The sequence below is a fragment of the Pseudomonas sp. NPDC088414 genome (assembly GCF_044753325.1).
Taxonomy (GTDB): Bacteria; Pseudomonadota; Gammaproteobacteria; order Pseudomonadales; family Pseudomonadaceae; genus Aquipseudomonas.
In genome coordinates, this window is sequence record NZ_JBIVMY010000001.1 from 280,328 (window position 1) to 294,402 (window position 14,075).

14 protein-coding genes are annotated in these 14,075 nt (G+C 61.3%); 2 read left to right on the forward strand and 12 right to left on the reverse strand.

The annotated features are described in order from the left end of the window. Positions 1 to 291 precede the first annotated feature (291 nt). From msrA to ACIP8I_RS01265, 11 genes are all read right to left on the reverse strand, one after another. Positions 292 to 798, reverse strand: a complete 507-nt coding sequence (gene msrA / locus ACIP8I_RS01215; protein ID WP_400758085.1) for a peptide-methionine (S)-S-oxide reductase MsrA — start codon at positions 796 to 798, stop codon at positions 292 to 294. A gap of 208 nt (positions 799 to 1,006) precedes the next feature. Beyond that, a complete protein-coding gene (locus tag ACIP8I_RS01220) occupies positions 1,007 to 1,291 on the reverse strand; it encodes a hypothetical protein (protein WP_367084390.1) in 285 nt (94 codons plus the stop codon). A 107-nt stretch (positions 1,292 to 1,398) separates the two neighbouring features. Then, positions 1,399 to 1,629 carry a hypothetical protein gene (locus tag ACIP8I_RS01225; protein WP_007964939.1) on the reverse strand — a complete coding sequence of 77 codons (231 nt, stop codon included), beginning with the start codon at positions 1,627 to 1,629 and terminating at the stop codon, positions 1,399 to 1,401. A gap of 121 nt (positions 1,630 to 1,750) precedes the next feature. After that, entirely contained in the window at positions 1,751 to 1,981 is a 231-nt protein-coding gene (locus tag ACIP8I_RS01230; RefSeq protein WP_007964938.1) for a hypothetical protein, read from the reverse strand. A 70-nt stretch (positions 1,982 to 2,051) separates the two neighbouring features. Then, the gene (locus tag ACIP8I_RS01235; protein WP_400758087.1) at positions 2,052 to 3,674 is read right to left on the reverse strand and encodes an ABC-F family ATP-binding cassette domain-containing protein; all 1,623 of its coding nucleotides are present in this window, start codon (positions 3,672 to 3,674) and stop codon (positions 2,052 to 2,054) included. A 145-nt stretch (positions 3,675 to 3,819) separates the two neighbouring features. After that, positions 3,820 to 4,848 carry a DNA topoisomerase IB gene (locus tag ACIP8I_RS01240; RefSeq protein WP_007964936.1) on the reverse strand — a complete coding sequence of 343 codons (1,029 nt, stop codon included), beginning with the start codon at positions 4,846 to 4,848 and terminating at the stop codon, positions 3,820 to 3,822. Between the two features lie 69 nt (positions 4,849 to 4,917). After that, positions 4,918 to 5,997 (reverse strand): molybdenum ABC transporter ATP-binding protein, encoded by a 1,080-nt coding sequence (gene modC / locus ACIP8I_RS01245; RefSeq protein WP_400758089.1) that lies wholly within the window; start codon positions 5,995 to 5,997, stop codon positions 4,918 to 4,920. A gap of 3 nt (positions 5,998 to 6,000) precedes the next feature. Continuing rightward, positions 6,001 to 6,681, reverse strand: a complete 681-nt coding sequence (gene modB / locus ACIP8I_RS01250; RefSeq protein ID WP_003225407.1) for a molybdate ABC transporter permease subunit — start codon at positions 6,679 to 6,681, stop codon at positions 6,001 to 6,003. Continuing rightward, on the reverse strand, positions 6,682 to 7,449 hold the full coding sequence (gene modA, locus ACIP8I_RS01255; protein WP_400758091.1) for a molybdate ABC transporter substrate-binding protein: 768 nt from the start codon (positions 7,447 to 7,449) through the stop codon (positions 6,682 to 6,684). A gap of 169 nt (positions 7,450 to 7,618) precedes the next feature. Then, positions 7,619 to 8,683 (reverse strand): NAD(P)H-dependent flavin oxidoreductase, encoded by a 1,065-nt coding sequence (locus tag ACIP8I_RS01260; RefSeq protein WP_400758093.1) that lies wholly within the window; start codon positions 8,681 to 8,683, stop codon positions 7,619 to 7,621. A 114-nt stretch (positions 8,684 to 8,797) separates the two neighbouring features. After that, positions 8,798 to 11,251 (reverse strand): autotransporter, encoded by a 2,454-nt coding sequence (locus ACIP8I_RS01265; protein WP_400758094.1) that lies wholly within the window; start codon positions 11,249 to 11,251, stop codon positions 8,798 to 8,800. Positions 11,252 to 11,439: 188 nt separating this feature from the next. Between ACIP8I_RS01265 and ACIP8I_RS01270 the strand changes: the two genes are divergently transcribed. Both ACIP8I_RS01270 and ACIP8I_RS01275 read left to right on the forward strand, forming a co-directional pair. Further along, the gene (locus ACIP8I_RS01270; protein ID WP_007964923.1) at positions 11,440 to 12,423 is read left to right on the forward strand and encodes an MDR family oxidoreductase; all 984 of its coding nucleotides are present in this window, start codon (positions 11,440 to 11,442) and stop codon (positions 12,421 to 12,423) included. 61 nt (positions 12,424 to 12,484) lie between these two features. Beyond that, complete coding sequence (locus ACIP8I_RS01275) at positions 12,485 to 12,943, forward strand: GyrI-like domain-containing protein (RefSeq protein ID WP_400758096.1); 459 nt, start codon at positions 12,485 to 12,487, stop codon at positions 12,941 to 12,943. Here ACIP8I_RS01275 and ada read toward each other — a convergent pair. Further along, a complete protein-coding gene (gene ada, locus ACIP8I_RS01280) occupies positions 12,940 to 14,007 on the reverse strand; it encodes a bifunctional DNA-binding transcriptional regulator/O6-methylguanine-DNA methyltransferase Ada (RefSeq protein WP_400758098.1) in 1,068 nt (355 codons plus the stop codon). The two genes, ACIP8I_RS01275 and ada, sit on opposite strands and share 4 nt — an antisense overlap. Positions 14,008 to 14,075 lie beyond the last annotated feature (68 nt).

Sequence of the window (14,075 nt, forward strand, 5' to 3'; positions counted from 1 at the left end):
AAGCGTGAACCGGGTGTAAAAACGCCGCAAGTACGCACAGCAGCAAGATGATGAAAATGGCAATCAGCGGGAGGCTTTCGTGCGAGAACATGGTGGGGTACTCCTGTAGGCACTATGTTGGAACCCGCAGGCTAGACGCTTTGAGCCATGCTTGCGATGAACGTATGTTCATCCTCGGGCGCTTGAACTGTGCTACGGAGGGCTCACCAAAATGATCGATTCCAGAGGTGCGCGAGCGCCGGTCTTCCGTTAAGGCCGGCGCCGTGCGTGGAGTGATTACGCAGGTGTGTTTCAGCTGCGCTTGGGCAGCTTCCAGTTCGGGCGGATGAAATGGCAGGTGTAACCATTCGGTATCCGTTCCAGGTAGTCCTGATGTTCAGGTTCCGCTTCCCAGAACGGCCCGGCGGGTTCGATTTCGGTGACTACTCGGCCCGGCCAGAGACCGGAAGCGTCAACGTCGGCGGCGGTATCCTCGGCGATGTCACGTTGTTGTTCGCTGAGGTAATAAATCGCCGAACGGTAGCTGGGGCCACGGTCGTTGCCTTGACGGTTGGGCGTACTCGGATCGTGGATCTGGAAGAAGAACTCAAGGATCTGCCGGTAGCTGATCACCGCCGGGTCGAAGATAATTTCGATGGCTTCAGCGTGGTTGCCGTGGTTGCGGTAGGTGGCGTTCGGTACATCGCCGCCGCTATAGCCGACTCGCGTCTGCAGCACGCCGGGATAGCGCCGCAGCAGGTCCTGCATGCCCCAGAAGCAGCCGCCGGCGAGAATCGCGGTTTCGGTTTGTCCGGTCATAATCTTTTTTGCCTCTCGGTGACTGTGGGTACGGTGCTGGTTATGAGGGCGCGTTGGCTATTTGCAAGCTTGACTCAGGGATAAGGACGGCTCGATCCGGTATTTTCAACAAAAAGCCCTGACGCTCAGGCCAGGGCATTGATGGGTTCGAGCGCTGAATTCGGGGCAGTTCACATCGAGTGATGGACTAAAAACACGACACAAGCGGTTATACAAACGCTTGCCCGAAAAAGCCCCGTGGCAGGCGCTGCGGCCCGGCCAGTGCGGTCAGGCGTTCGATCCACTCCGAACGCCAGTTCGATGCGCCGTGATCAGCCTTGGTGTGGCGCGCCGCGCGGCGTGCGGCATTGCGCTGGGCCTTGCGTGCTTCTTTGTAGGCGTCGGTGTTGCGGCAGCTGCGGCATTTGACGCGATTGAGTTCCAGGCTGGAGGCCAGGTTGTTGCCCTTGTGACCACAAGCCAGATGTCCGTCTGTTTTGAAATGGATAACCATGAACAGTCTCCTGGGTGACGTGTACAGGTTTTGACCTCCCACGACCGCAGGCGTTCGCCGGATCGGCCCAGTGGTGCGCCCGGAGACTGTCGTTTATCGCTGCGCAGTCATCTGAAACGTGGCAGTGGCCGCTCGACCGGTTGTAGCGACGACAGGGTGCTGCGGATCAGCGGTGTGTCTTTTTCGATGTCGTTCAGACGATCGCGGATGCGCAGGGCGGTCGGATGGCCGCCTTGATGATCGACCCAGTCGGCGATTTCCTTGCAGGCCGCAGCCAGCCGAGCCTGACGGGAGTCGAGCAGAGTGAGGAGGGTGGTGATGGACTCTTTTTCGGACATGGAACACCTCCGTTCAGAAAAACCGTTGAGAGGCAGCAAAGAGCCCGCGGGCTGCGAGCTCTGTGCCGTTGGGGCGCTGGTCGTCAGCTGCTTTGAGTATAGACCCCGCCTGTCAATTGCATCAGCCGGCCGATTGTCGCGCCGGCAGCGGCGAGCTGGCCGCATTGAGCCGTCGGCATTCGCGTCGGGCATCCTCCTCAAGATCGTAGCCATCGCCGATGAAGCCGCCGGTGCGCGTGTCGTTGATCCGAAACCAGCTGCTGGCCTCGGCGGGCTCGTGCTGGCTTTCCCCGGCGCGGCGGCCGTGAATGATGATTTTGTTGCAGCGCTTCACGACAAAGATGTCTTCCATGGCGTCACCACAGCAAATGGGTGTCAGATCAACTATAGAAGCCTTGGCCGATCGTGCAAAAAATAGCCAGTCAGTTCGTCGGTTGCAGCCGCCATTCTGTGGCATGCCAATCCAGATGATGCGTCGGACTCAACGCTTGTAGAAACTCAGGATCGTGGGAGACCGCGACAATGGCGCCGGGAAACGTCTGCAATGCCTGTTCGAAAGCCTGAACCGATGCCAGATCCAGATGATTGCTCGGTTCATCGAGCAGCAACAATTGCGCAGGTGTCTTGCCCCACAAGGCCACCGCCAGTGCGGCTTTCAAGCGTTCGCCACCACTGAGTGAAGCGCTCGGTCGGGTGACCCGTTGTGCGTCCAGTTGCAGATGAGCCAAATGCCCGCGCAATGCACTTTCACTCAACGGACTCTGCAGCGCCAACAGTTGCTCGATGACGCTGAGGCGGTCATCCAGCAGCTTCAGATGCTGGTCCAGATAGGCCACGGGAACATGGATGATGCACTCGCCACTGACGGGCTGCAGTTGACCTGCGAGGACTCTGAGCAGCGTCGATTTGCCGCAGCCATTCGGACCATTGACGGCGACGCGCACAGGACCGCTCAGCGCGAGATTGAACGGTTGCGCCGGCAGCCATGGCAGGCGCGCATCAATCAACGAGCAGACCCTGCGCGCAGCGGGCACTGCGCTGCCGGGCAGGTTCATCAACACGGTTTCGTCCGCGAGCACTTTGGCGTAGGCATCGCGCACCCGTGCATCGAGTTCGGATTTGCGCTGCTGATGACCATGACGCACCTGGCCCATGATCTGTCTCGCAGCACCTTTCAGGCCGGCGCGTTCGAAGCCCGAGACGTTGGCGGTTTTGGCATTGCGCAGTGAGCGGGCGGCATGCCGCTGGATGGTGTCGTGCTCGTTTTGCAAGCGCTGCTGCTCGCGCCGGCGCTCGGTTCGGCTTTGATCCAGCGTCGCTTGCGCCGCCGCCTGATGGATCTGTCGTTGCTGCTGATAAGCGGAAAAATTGCCGCCGTACACCGTAACACCCAGCGGCGTCAGCTCGACGATACGTTGCATGCGCTCAAGCAATTGCCGGTCGTGGCTGACGACGATCAATCCGCCGCGCCAGCGTTCCAGTTCGTTCATCAACCAGTTGCGGCCGGGGCTGTCCAGATGATTGGTCGGCTCATCCAGCACCAACAGGCGCGCCGGACTCAGAAACGCTCTGATCAACGCCAGCCGCGCCTGCTGGCCGCCGCTCAGCGGTTGGGTCAAATCCGTGGCGGCAATGTCTGGCAGACCGGCGTTATCCAGCGATTGGCGCAGACGTTCGGGCAGATCCCAGCGCTCGCCGAGGATGTCGAAGTCTTCCGCCGCCGCGCCACACTGCAGCCGTTGCAATGCGCGAAGAGCGGCAGCGGTGCCGGTGGCATCGGCCACGGTCTGCGCCGCATCGGCGGTGAATGTTTGCGCCACATAGGCCAATGGAACCCAGCAGGTGACGCTGCCGGCAGTCGGTTGCAAATGTCCGGCAATCAGCTTGGCCAGCACGCTCTTGCCGACGCCGTTGCGTCCGACGATGGCAGTGTGGATGTGATCGAAATGCAGATTCAGGTCGTTGAAAATCGCCTCGCCATTGGCGAACTGAAAACTGGTTTGATTCAGGGAGACGAGGGCAGGCGTACGCGAGACGTGAGTCATCGGCACCTCCGAAAAATGTCGTGAAGACTGACAGGCGCTATTCAGCGCTTGTCGCGATTACATTTTCAGAAGGCTTGATTGTTCACTGTCTGCGGTCGTCCAGAAGGAGGAGAGGTGGCTAGCCTAGATCACCCGTCCGCCGCGATCAAGGCGCATCCATCATTTGCTCGAGAAACATCGCCAGCGCCACTTCCTCGGAGCGCAAGCCCTTGCGCACTCGCGGACGAGGCAGTTCGGCCAGTGCACCGAGCAGGAAGCGCTCAACCACGGCCGGATGGATGTAGCACTTGCGGCACACCGCCGGGGTGTTGCCCAGCTGTTTGGACACGTTCTTGACCATCTCCACCACGTGCCGTTTCGCTTCGGCTTCCGACTCCCATTGCAGTTCGCGCAATACCGCCAGGGCCAGTGCGCTGCCGGCCCAGGTGCGGTAGTCCTTGGCGGTGAAATCGGCACCGGTGAGGGTTTGCAGGTAGCTGTTGACGTCGTGTGAACTGACGGTGTGCCGCTCACCGTTTTCGTCCAGATACTGGAACAGATTCTGCCCGGGGATTTCCAGGCAGCGCTTGATGATGCGCGCCAGGCGACGATCCTTGACGGTGATCTGGTGTTCGATGCCGCTTTTGCCGCGAAACTGGAACAGGATCGCGCTGCCGTTGACCTCGACATGCCGGCTGCGCAGGGTGGTCAGGCCATAGGAGCGGTTGTCCCGCGCGTATTGGGTATTGCCGACGCGGATCAGCGTGGCGTCGAGCAGCGTGATGACCGTGGCCATGACCTTGTCACGGCTGAAGCCGGGTGCGTCGAGCAGGGTTTCGAGCTGTTTGCGCAACTTTGGCAGCGCCAGGCCGAACTCACGCAAGCGTGAGTACTTGTCGGCATCGCGCACCTCGCGCCAGCGCGGGTGATAGCGATACTGCTTGCGGCCCCGGGCATCGCGGCCGGTGGCCTGCAAATGGCCACGCGGATCGGCGCAGATCCACACGTCGGTGTAGGCCGGCGGCACTGCCAGCGAATTGATCCGTTTGATCTCATCAGGGTCGGTGATGCGCTGCCCGGCCGGATCGAAATAGGCGAACTTGCCGCGCAGCTTTTTACGGGTGAGGCCGGGTTGAGTATCGTCGACGTAATGCAGGTCGGGCGGTAAGACGTCGGCTAGTGCGGTGTCGGGCATGGCAGTGTCCTTGGCGAATCGCTCTGTTACAGCGATTGACCGCGCGCCGTGGCCGTCGTGCCAACCAATTCAGGCCAGCACGGCGACGGCCTTGATCTGCGCCCACAAATGCTGGCCCGGGTGGATGCCAAGCTGATCCCGGGAAAACCGCGTGATCCGTGCCAACAGCGGTGTGCCGCCAGCGTCCAGACGAATCAGCACATGCGCGGTATTGTCCGCCGTCTGCTCGCTGATCACAGTGACCGGCAACCGATTGAGGATGCTGCTGGCCACACTGTCGTGGAGGCTCAGGCTGATGTCACGGGCGTGCACCTTGGCGCGCAAAGCCTGGCCCACGGCCATGGGTGCGTGGGTCACGCGGATATTCATTTCGGTGGCCGGCAGTTGCAGGCTGAGCAACTGATAATCGGCGTCGTAGGCACTGACTTGACCTTCGATGATCACCCCGGCGTCGTCGCCCATCGCCATTGGCAGGTCAAGGCGCGCGAGGGTTTCGCCAATCGGGCCGCTGGCCAGGGCCTTGCCGTCGCTGAGCAACACCAGATGATCGGCCAGTCGCGCGACCTCATCCTGAGCGTGGCTGACATAGAGCACCGGAATGTCCAGTTCATCATGCAGACGTTGCAGGTACGGCAGGATTTCGTTTTTGCGCTGACTGTCGAGGGCAGCCAACGGCTCATCCATCAGCAGCAGTTTCGGGCTGGTCAGCAGTGCGCGGGCGATGCCGACACGTTGGCGTTCACCACCGGACAGGTGTTGCGGATGGCGCTCCAGCAGATGGCCGATGCCCAGCAGTTCGGTGGCTTGCGCCATGTCGACCCGGCGCTGGGCCCTGGCAATGCGCTTGAGACCAAACTGCAGGTTGGCCAGCACTGACAGATGCGGGAACAGGCTGGCCTCCTGGAACACATAACCCAGCGCACGTTTGTGCGGCGGGACAAAAATCCGTCGCTCGCTGTCCTGCCAGATTTCGTCGTTGACCTGGATGAAACCCTGCTCGGCGCGCTCGAGCCCGGCGATACAGCGCAGGCAAGTGGTTTTGCCGGAACCGGAATGGCCATACAGCGCGGTCACGCCGCGCCCCGGCAAGTGCAGATCGACATCCAGGCTGAAACCCGGATAAGCGATTTTCAGACGTGCATCAATCATCGATCAGCTCCAGCCCGCGCGGGTCTTGCGGCTGGAGTAGAGCGCCAGCAACACCAGAAACGAAAACACCAGCATCGCCCCGGCCAGCCAATGGGCCTGGGCATATTCCATCGCCTCGACATGGTCGTAGATCTGTACCGAGACCACGCGGGTTTTGTCGGGAATGTTGCCACCGATCATCAGCACCACGCCGAATTCACCGACGGTATGCGCGAACCCGAGGATCGCCGCCGTCACAAAACCGGGGCGGGCCAACGGCAGGATCACGCTAAAAAAAGTGTCCCAGGGATTGGCGCGCAAGGTTGCGGCCACCTCCAGTGGGCGGGTACCGATGGCGGAGAACGCGTTCTGCAACGGTTGCACCACAAACGGCATGGAATAAATCACCGAACCGATCACCAGCCCGGTAAAACTGAAGGTCAGAGTGCCCAGGCCCAGCCATTGCGTAAAGTGGCCAAGAAAGCCATTGGGTCCCATTGCCAGCAGCAGATAAAAGCCGATCACGGTCGGCGGCAGCACGAGGGGCAGGGCGACGATTGCGCCGATGGGGCCGCGCAGCCAGGAACGGCTGCGCGACAACCACAGGGCAATCGGAGTGCCGACGACCAGCAGGATAGCGGTGGTCAGGGACGCCAGTTTCAGGGTCAGCCAGATCGCCGCGAAGTCGGCACTCGTCAGCGACATTTAGAGCTGATAGCCGTAGGACTTGATCACCGCAGCGGCTTTCGGGCCTTTGAGGTATTCAACCAGAGCCTTGGCAGCGGCGCTGTCCTTGCCCTTGTTCAGAATCACTGCGTCCTGTTTGATCGGGTCGTGCATGCTCGCTGGAACGATCCACGCCGAACCGCTGGTGACCTTGCCGTCTTTGTAGATCTGCGACAGCGCGACGAAGCCCAGTTCGGCATTGCCGGTGGACACAAACTGGTAGGCCTGGGTGATGTTCTGGCCTTCGACGATCTTGGCTTTGGTTGCTTCAGTCAGTTTGAGTTTTTCCAGCACTTGAGTGGCGGCCAGACCGTACGGCGCGGCTTTCGGATTGGCGATGGACAGGTGCTGGTATTCGTTCTTCTTCAGGACTTCACCTTTGGCGTCGACATAACCTTCTTTCGCCGACCACAGGGCCAGGGTGCCGATGGCGTAGGTGAAGCGCGAGCCCTTGACGGTGTCGCCTTCTTTTTCCAGTTTTTCCGGGGTGGTGTCGTCTGCCGAGAGGAACACTTCAAACGGCGCGCCGTTCTTGATCTGGGTGTAGAACTGGCCGGTGGCACCGTAAGCGGCGACCAGTTTGTGCCCGGTGTCTTTTTGGAAAACGGCAGCAATTGCCTGGATCGGCGCAGTGAAGTTGGCGGCAACCGCCACTTGCACTTCATCAGCCTGAGCGGTGCCGAAGGCGAATACCGCAAGCAGGGTGGCCAGGCAGGTTGGGGCAAAACGTGAGGCACGAATGGTCATGTAACAGCTCCGTTGTTGGCGTGTGCAGAGGGCAGTTATTGTTGGGGGTGGACTGCACCGATGCGAGGGGGTGAAACGCTATATAGCGAAATATATAGCGAAATGCCGCTAAACAGGAAGTGCTGTTGTATACAGAGTGAGGCTGCGCCGTACCTCATCCTGGATCGGATCAGCGCCGGACCAGTTTTGCCAGCGCGCCTTGCGCCAGTTCCCGGGTCAGATCGGCGCTGCTCAGTTCCTGGCCCAGCGGGAAAGCCTGACCGGCCCAGAGGTTGCTGAACTGCGCTTCACTTTTGGCACGCAACGGCATCAGCGCCCCGCCGGCCAGCGGGAAGGCCGGAGCTTTCGGTGACATCGGGCCGATTTCGCGCATCACCCGATTGAGAATGCCGCGAGCCGGGCGGCCGGTGAACAGGTTGGTAATCGCGGTTTCGCTTTCCTTGGCGGTGCGCAGCGCCTGGTGATGCGAGGCGCTGACTTTCGCTTCCGGGGTGAACAGATACGCGGTGCCGACCTGCACAGCTGACGCACCGAGTACCAATGCTGCGGCGACACCGCGTGCATCGGCAATGGCGCCGGCAGCGATCACCGGCACCTTGACCGCATCGACGATCTGCGGCACCAGCGCAAAGGTGCCGACCTGGCTGCTCAGGTCATCGCTGAGAAACATCCCGCGATGACCACCCGCTTCGTAACCCATGGCGATGATCGCGTCGCAACCGTTTTGCTCAAGCCACAGCGCTTCATCGACAGTGGTGGCGGACGAGAGGATTTTCGCGCCAGTGGCCTTGACCCGATCCAGCAGGGATTTTTCCGGCAGACCAAAGTGAAAGCTCACCACCTCAGGACGAAACTCTTCGAGCACGGCGCACGCTGCCGCATCGAATGGCGCGCGGTTGGAAACCGGTGTCGGTGCGTCGAAATCGACGCCCAATTCGCGGTAGTAAGGCTCCAGCAGGTTTTTCCAGTCTTGCGCGCGCTGTTCATCGGCGGCCGGTGGCTGGTGGCAGAAAAAATTGACGTTGAACGGATTGCGGGTGTGCTCGCGAATGGTCTTCAGCTCTTCGCGCAACTGCTCGATGCTCAGCATTGCGGCCGGCATCGAACCCAAGCCACCGGCGTTGCACACGGCAATCACCATGGACGAGTTCGTGGCACCGGCCATCGGGGCCTGGATGATCGGCAACTCGATGCCGAGCAGGTCAAGAATGCGAGTGTCAGGCCATTGGCTCATGGAAGCGCTTCTCCGAACGATGAAACGGGGCAGGGACGGCAGAGCCGGTTTTTTAACAGCAAAACCGGACCCAGGGCCAGTGCGAATTTTCAGATCAAGGACAATCGCGCGACCTTAGCGTCGATGAAATCCCCCACCGCCAAAGGAGTGGTTCATCAATCGCGAGGAATCGTGAAAGGTGTTGGTTCGCTGATTGCCGAAGTTGCGTGCAGCGGATTCGCGATTGAGGTTTTGCAACTGCGCGTTGTTGTTGACCGGTGCCGTGCGGGCAGGGCTGCCCTTGACCATCGATTGCCAACCGTTGTCGGTTTTCTTGTAGACGTTGCCGTCGCGCCCGGCATAGACGTTGTCGCCGACCCGGGCGGCGCCGCCGTCGCGGCCTTTCACGCCGGCATATTGCGTGGTCTTGTCGGTGTTGGGGTTGTACACCGCGCCACGATTGGCGCTGACTTGGGTGCCATTACGAGCGTTGCCTGCGGTGACCCGTCCACCGGCGATGGCGCCACCGTTTGGCCCGACCACTTCACCGCTGCGCCCGGCCGCATAATTGCCGTTATACACATTGTGTACGGCACCGCGCTGGCCCGCCGCCGCAATGCCGGTGCGCGAGTTGTAGGAAGAACCGACCTGACCGGCCCAGCGATTGCCGGTCCAGGCGTTGTATCCGGCGCCATAGCGACTCACCGTCGCGCGATCCCCCCACTGACGATAAATGTTGCCGGTGGTGCCTGCCCAGCCACCAGGCCCCCAGGCCACAGCACCGCCACGATAGCCATAAGCGGCGCCGCCCCAGGCCAGTGGCGCGGGGTACAGGCGCGGGCCCCAGGCGTAACCCCAGCCATAATTGCCCCACCATGGATAAGCGCCCCAGCCCCAACCCATCGCCACGGTGTTGCCGCCCCAGCTCCAGCCGAAGCCGAAACCGAAGGTCCAGCCAGTCCACGGCGTATAGCGCATGGCGACGCCGAAACCGTAGGTCACCGGTGGTCCGTACCAGACGCTGCCGACCCAAGGCGTGTACGGATAACCGGTGCCGTAGACCACCACGCCGGTGGCCGGATCCAGATTCGATCCTTGATAACCCGGGGTGTAGCCGACCACCACGGTGTCGCCGCTGGACTCATAGACTTTGACGTAGGTGAGGTAATGCATCGGCGAACTCGGCGGAATCGAATAGATCACCGCCGGCACCGAACTGGCGACGCTCCATGGTCCGTTCACCGAGGTGGCGTTGAACCAGATACCGTTTTCCACCGCATACCAGCTGTCGTTGTCGACCCGGATGATCGGCGTGGCACTGTTGACCACGTACTGCAGGGATGTGCTGTTGATTGCCTTCAACTGCGGCTCGCCATCGAACTGTGGCGCGGTCATTTTCACAGCGCTCTTCCTGATCGCCGAGGTTTGCGGGATGGTCGCCGCGATCGCGGCTTCCTTGGCCTGTGGCGTGCCGGCGACCGAGGCCTTGACGTTCTCTTTCGGACTGTCGTCCGGGATGTTGGCGAAATCTGCCGGCAGTTTGTCCGCCGGGGTAAACGTCCATGGGCCGCGCATGTCGGCAGCGCGAAACCAGCGCCCGGAGATCAGCACGTAACTGTTCTGGTCGCCGATTTCCTTGAAGATGTGCCCGGTGGTGTTGCTCACGTAGAGCAGACTGGTGCCCTGAATTGGCAGCCACTGCGCTGCGCCGTCGGTGACGATCAGCTCGGTGGGCGTGGTGGCGATGAAGATTTTCGGCTGCGGCGGTTTGGCCAGATTTGGGATTTTGTCTTTCGGATCACTCTGCCCGGTCAGCAGGTCGACCTGACGGCTCTGGATCGCCGCCTGTTTGGCTTTCTCCAGATCGGCTGGCGGCGAGGTCAGACGAGTGTATTCGCCGCTGAGGCTGTCAGCGACCATCCAGCCATCGAACACATGCAGGTAGTGCTTGCCCTCGGCGTCCTTGAGCAATAGCGGGCGGGTGTTGATCACCCGCTGCAACGCGGTGCCGTCGACCGCACGGTACACGGCGTCGCCATCGATGTAGATGAGCAGGGCGGGAACGTCGGAACTGATGATCGTCGGCGGGGTGTTTTCCAGTGGTGCGCTGTCGGCTTTCTGCTCGGCCGACAGCACGCCGACAGCGGCTTCGAGTTGATCGAGGGAAATGGTTTTCTTGCGACTTTCGGCATCTTTTTGCAGCGCGCCGAGCCAGACATCGGCCTGACTGGCATCGGCAGGGAAGTCGGCCTTGATGATCTTGTATTGATCCAGTGCGACCCAGCGCGTGGCTTTGTCGACCAGGGTGTGCGCGCTGAACTGGACGATGCCGAAAGTGGGTTTGCCGTCGGCGCCGGTGGCTTCGACGGCAGCCCGGGCATTGAGGGTGTAGCCATCCCAGCTGTCGAGTTGCGGCTGGTACACGGTCAGTTTGGCTTTGCCGCTGCTGATCACTTGCGGCCACGCCGGTGCGCTGGGAGCGGTGTCGGCCGCAGTGGCTTTGGTCGCCGGGGTGGACGCTGCCCAGGCATCGCCAACGGTCAGCAGGCACAGCATCAGTATCGCAAGCAACGAGCGCGGGTAAGACATTGTCAACTCCATCGACAGGGCCGCTTTCAGCAGGATGGCAGCGAAAGTTCGACCGTCGAAAAAGCATAGCCGCCCGCTCCGGAATTACTGGATGGATTTGCGAATTAGCGCAAAGTCGGGTAGGGCAATGTGTTGCTTTGTGTTATTTCAGGGCACGAGGACTTGAACCCATTGATTGAGAGGCAGCCATGTTCAACGGCATTTTGATCGACAAAGACGACAGCGGATATCGCGCCAGCCTGCAGCAGATCAGCGAAGCGCAGTTGCCTGAAGGCGACGTGACGGTGAAGGTCGCGTACAGCACGCTGAACTTCAAGGACGGTCTGGCGATTACTGGCAGCAGCCCGGTGGTGCGCAAGTTCCCGATGGTGCCTGGGATCGATCTGGCGGGTACGGTCGAAGCCAGTTCGCATCCCGACTATAAAGTTGGTGATCAGGTGCTGCTCAATGGCTGGGGTGTGGGCGAAAGTCATTGGGGCGGGCTGGCGCAGAAGGCGCGACTCAATGGCGACTGGCTGATTCCTCTGCCCAAGGCATTTACCGCAGCGCAGGCGATGGCCATCGGTACCGCCGGCTACACGGCGATGCTGTGTATTCTGGCGCTGGAGCGTAACGGCGTGACGCCGGATCAGGGCGAAGTGCTGGTGACCGGCGCCAATGGCGGGGTGGGCAGTTTCGCCATCGCCTTGCTCAGCCAGCTTGGTTATCGCGTGGTGGCGTCCACCGGCCGGGTGTCGGAGCATGAGTACCTGAAGCAATTGGGCGCCAGCGAGATCATCGACCGCGCAACCTTGTCGGAACCAGGCAAACCGCTGGCCAAGGAACGCTGGGCCGCAGTGATCGATTCGGTCGGCAGTCACACCTTGGCCAACGCCTGCGCCAGTACCCGCGCCGAGGGCACGGTGGCAGCCTGCGGTTTGGCCCAGGGTATGGATTTTCCGGCGTCGGTGGCGCCATTCATTCTGCGCGGCGTGACATTGGCCGGGATCAACAGCGTGACCCAGCCCAAGGCGCGGCGAATTGAGGCCTGGGCGCGCCTGGCCAAAGATCTGGACTTCGCCCTGTTGCCCTTGATCAGCCATGAAATCGCCTTGAGCGAAGCCATCGACGCGGCGCCGAAACTGCTCGCCGGACAACTGCGCGGCAGGGTTGTGGTCGACGTCAATCGCTGACAAAGTAGGCGGCATTGCGGCCCTGTGTGGCCGCACTTCTATTCAGGGAGCCGCAATTTCGATGGATTTGAAACGACAGCAAATCGACGCCTTTACCGTTGCTGGCCTGCGCGTTCGCACCACCAACGCCGCAGAGCACCAACCTGAAACCGCGAAAATCGGCCCGATGTGGGGTCGGTTTTTCGGCGAGGAACTGGCCGAAACCATTCCCGGCAAATCAGTCCATTCGCCGATTTATGGCGTGTATTCGGCTTACGAGTCGGATGCTTCGGGTGCGTTTGACGTTACCGCTGGCGTTGCCGTGAATGCTTCGGTCAAAGACTTCGAGTCCGTGCGGATCGAAGCGGGCGAGTATCTGGTGTTTGAGGCGCAGGGCTTGTTGCCTGACGCGGTCATCTCGACCTGGGGAAAGATCTGGAAGTTCTTTGAGCAGAATCCGCAGATTCAGCGTCGTTACGCCACGGACTACGAGGCCTATACCGGCCCCGAGTCCGTTGCGGTCTATATCGGCGTGCGCTAAGGCTGCGTTTCGCGCTCCAGCAACTGGCGCTTACGCTCAACGCCCCAGCGATACCCCGACAGATTGCCATCGCTGCGTACCACGCGATGGCAGGGGATCGCCACGGCCAGACGGTTGGCGCCGCAGGCCTGCGCCACGGCGCGCATGGACGTCGGCGCGCCGATGCGTTGGGCGATTTCGGCGTAACTGGCGGTGCGTCCGACGGGGATTTCCCGCAGCGCCTGCCATACCCGTTCCTGAAATGCGGTGCCGCGCACGTCCAGTGGCAAGTCGAGGCCCAGCGCTGGCGCCTCGATGAAACCCACCACTTTGGCAATCAACTGTTCGAAGCCGGCATCGGCGCCAATCAGGTTGGCCTGACGGAACTGATCCTGCAGATCGCAGACCAGTTGATGCGGGTCGTCGCCCAACAGAATCGCGCACACCCCGCGTTCGCTTTGCGCCACCAGAATCGCCCCGAGTGAGCATTGCCCGACAGCAAAATGAATGTCGTTGTTGCGTCCGGCAGCGCGGTAGTCGCCGGGTTTCATGCCCAGCAGCTTGTCGGCCGACTCATAAAAGCGGCTGTTGGAATTGAAACCCGCGTCATACAAAGCATCGGTCACCGAGCCGCCGTCTGCGAGCCGTTCACGCACCCGGCGCGAGCGGTGCGCCGCTGCGTAGCCTTTGGGCGTCAGGCCGGTAGCCGCCTTGAACACGCGATGAAAATGGAACGGGCTGAGGCCGGCGACCTCGGCGAGTTCAATGAGCGCGGGCACTGTTTCACTCGACTCGATCTGCCGACAGGCCATCGCCACGGTCGCGGCGTGCTGGCTGGCGACTTCAGTCTGATCCTTGCTCGTGCGTTTGCTTGGGCGGTAGCCCGCCGCTTCGGCAGCTTGAGCACTTTCGAAGAACTCGACGTTCTGCGGTTTGGGCAAACGTGAAAGGCTGCTGGGGCGGCAATAGATACCGGTGGTTTTCACCGCGTAGACAAACTGCCCGTCGGCCCGTGGGTCCCGTGCAACGACAGCGGCCCAGCGTGGATCGGTTTCAACGTTGATGATGGGCGAAAGCTTTTTCATGGCGAGTAGTCCGTTGACCTGTTTGATTCAGGTTAACCAGCAGCAATGTCGGTAACACTCCGGGCCTT

Bases quoted from the DNA above. Each gene is read 5' to 3' on its own strand.
- msrA (WP_400758085.1), bottom strand. From the start codon at position 798: ATGACCGGACAAACCGAAACCGCGATTCTCGCCGGCGGCTGCTTCTGG.
- ACIP8I_RS01220 (WP_367084390.1), bottom strand. From the start codon at position 1,291: ATGGTTATCCATTTCAAAACAGACGGACATCTGGCTTGTGGTCACAAG.
- ACIP8I_RS01225 (WP_007964939.1), bottom strand. From the start codon at position 1,629: ATGTCCGAAAAAGAGTCCATCACCACCCTCCTCACTCTGCTCGACTCC.
- ACIP8I_RS01230 (WP_007964938.1), bottom strand. From the start codon at position 1,981: ATGGAAGACATCTTTGTCGTGAAGCGCTGCAACAAAATCATCATTCAC.
- ACIP8I_RS01235 (WP_400758087.1), bottom strand. From the start codon at position 3,674: ATGACTCACGTCTCGCGTACGCCTGCCCTCGTCTCCCTGAATCAAACC.
- ACIP8I_RS01240 (WP_007964936.1), bottom strand. From the start codon at position 4,848: ATGCCCGACACCGCACTAGCCGACGTCTTACCGCCCGACCTGCATTAC.
- modC (WP_400758089.1), bottom strand. From the start codon at position 5,997: ATGATTGATGCACGTCTGAAAATCGCTTATCCGGGTTTCAGCCTGGAT.
- modB (WP_003225407.1), bottom strand. From the start codon at position 6,681: ATGTCGCTGACGAGTGCCGACTTCGCGGCGATCTGGCTGACCCTGAAA.
- modA (WP_400758091.1), bottom strand. From the start codon at position 7,449: ATGACCATTCGTGCCTCACGTTTTGCCCCAACCTGCCTGGCCACCCTG.
- ACIP8I_RS01260 (WP_400758093.1), bottom strand. From the start codon at position 8,683: ATGAGCCAATGGCCTGACACTCGCATTCTTGACCTGCTCGGCATCGAG.
- ACIP8I_RS01265 (WP_400758094.1), bottom strand. From the start codon at position 11,251: ATGTCTTACCCGCGCTCGTTGCTTGCGATACTGATGCTGTGCCTGCTG.
- ACIP8I_RS01270 (WP_007964923.1), top strand. From the start codon at position 11,440: ATGTTCAACGGCATTTTGATCGACAAAGACGACAGCGGATATCGCGCC.
- ACIP8I_RS01275 (WP_400758096.1), top strand. From the start codon at position 12,485: ATGGATTTGAAACGACAGCAAATCGACGCCTTTACCGTTGCTGGCCTG.
- ada (WP_400758098.1), bottom strand. From the start codon at position 14,007: ATGAAAAAGCTTTCGCCCATCATCAACGTTGAAACCGATCCACGCTGG.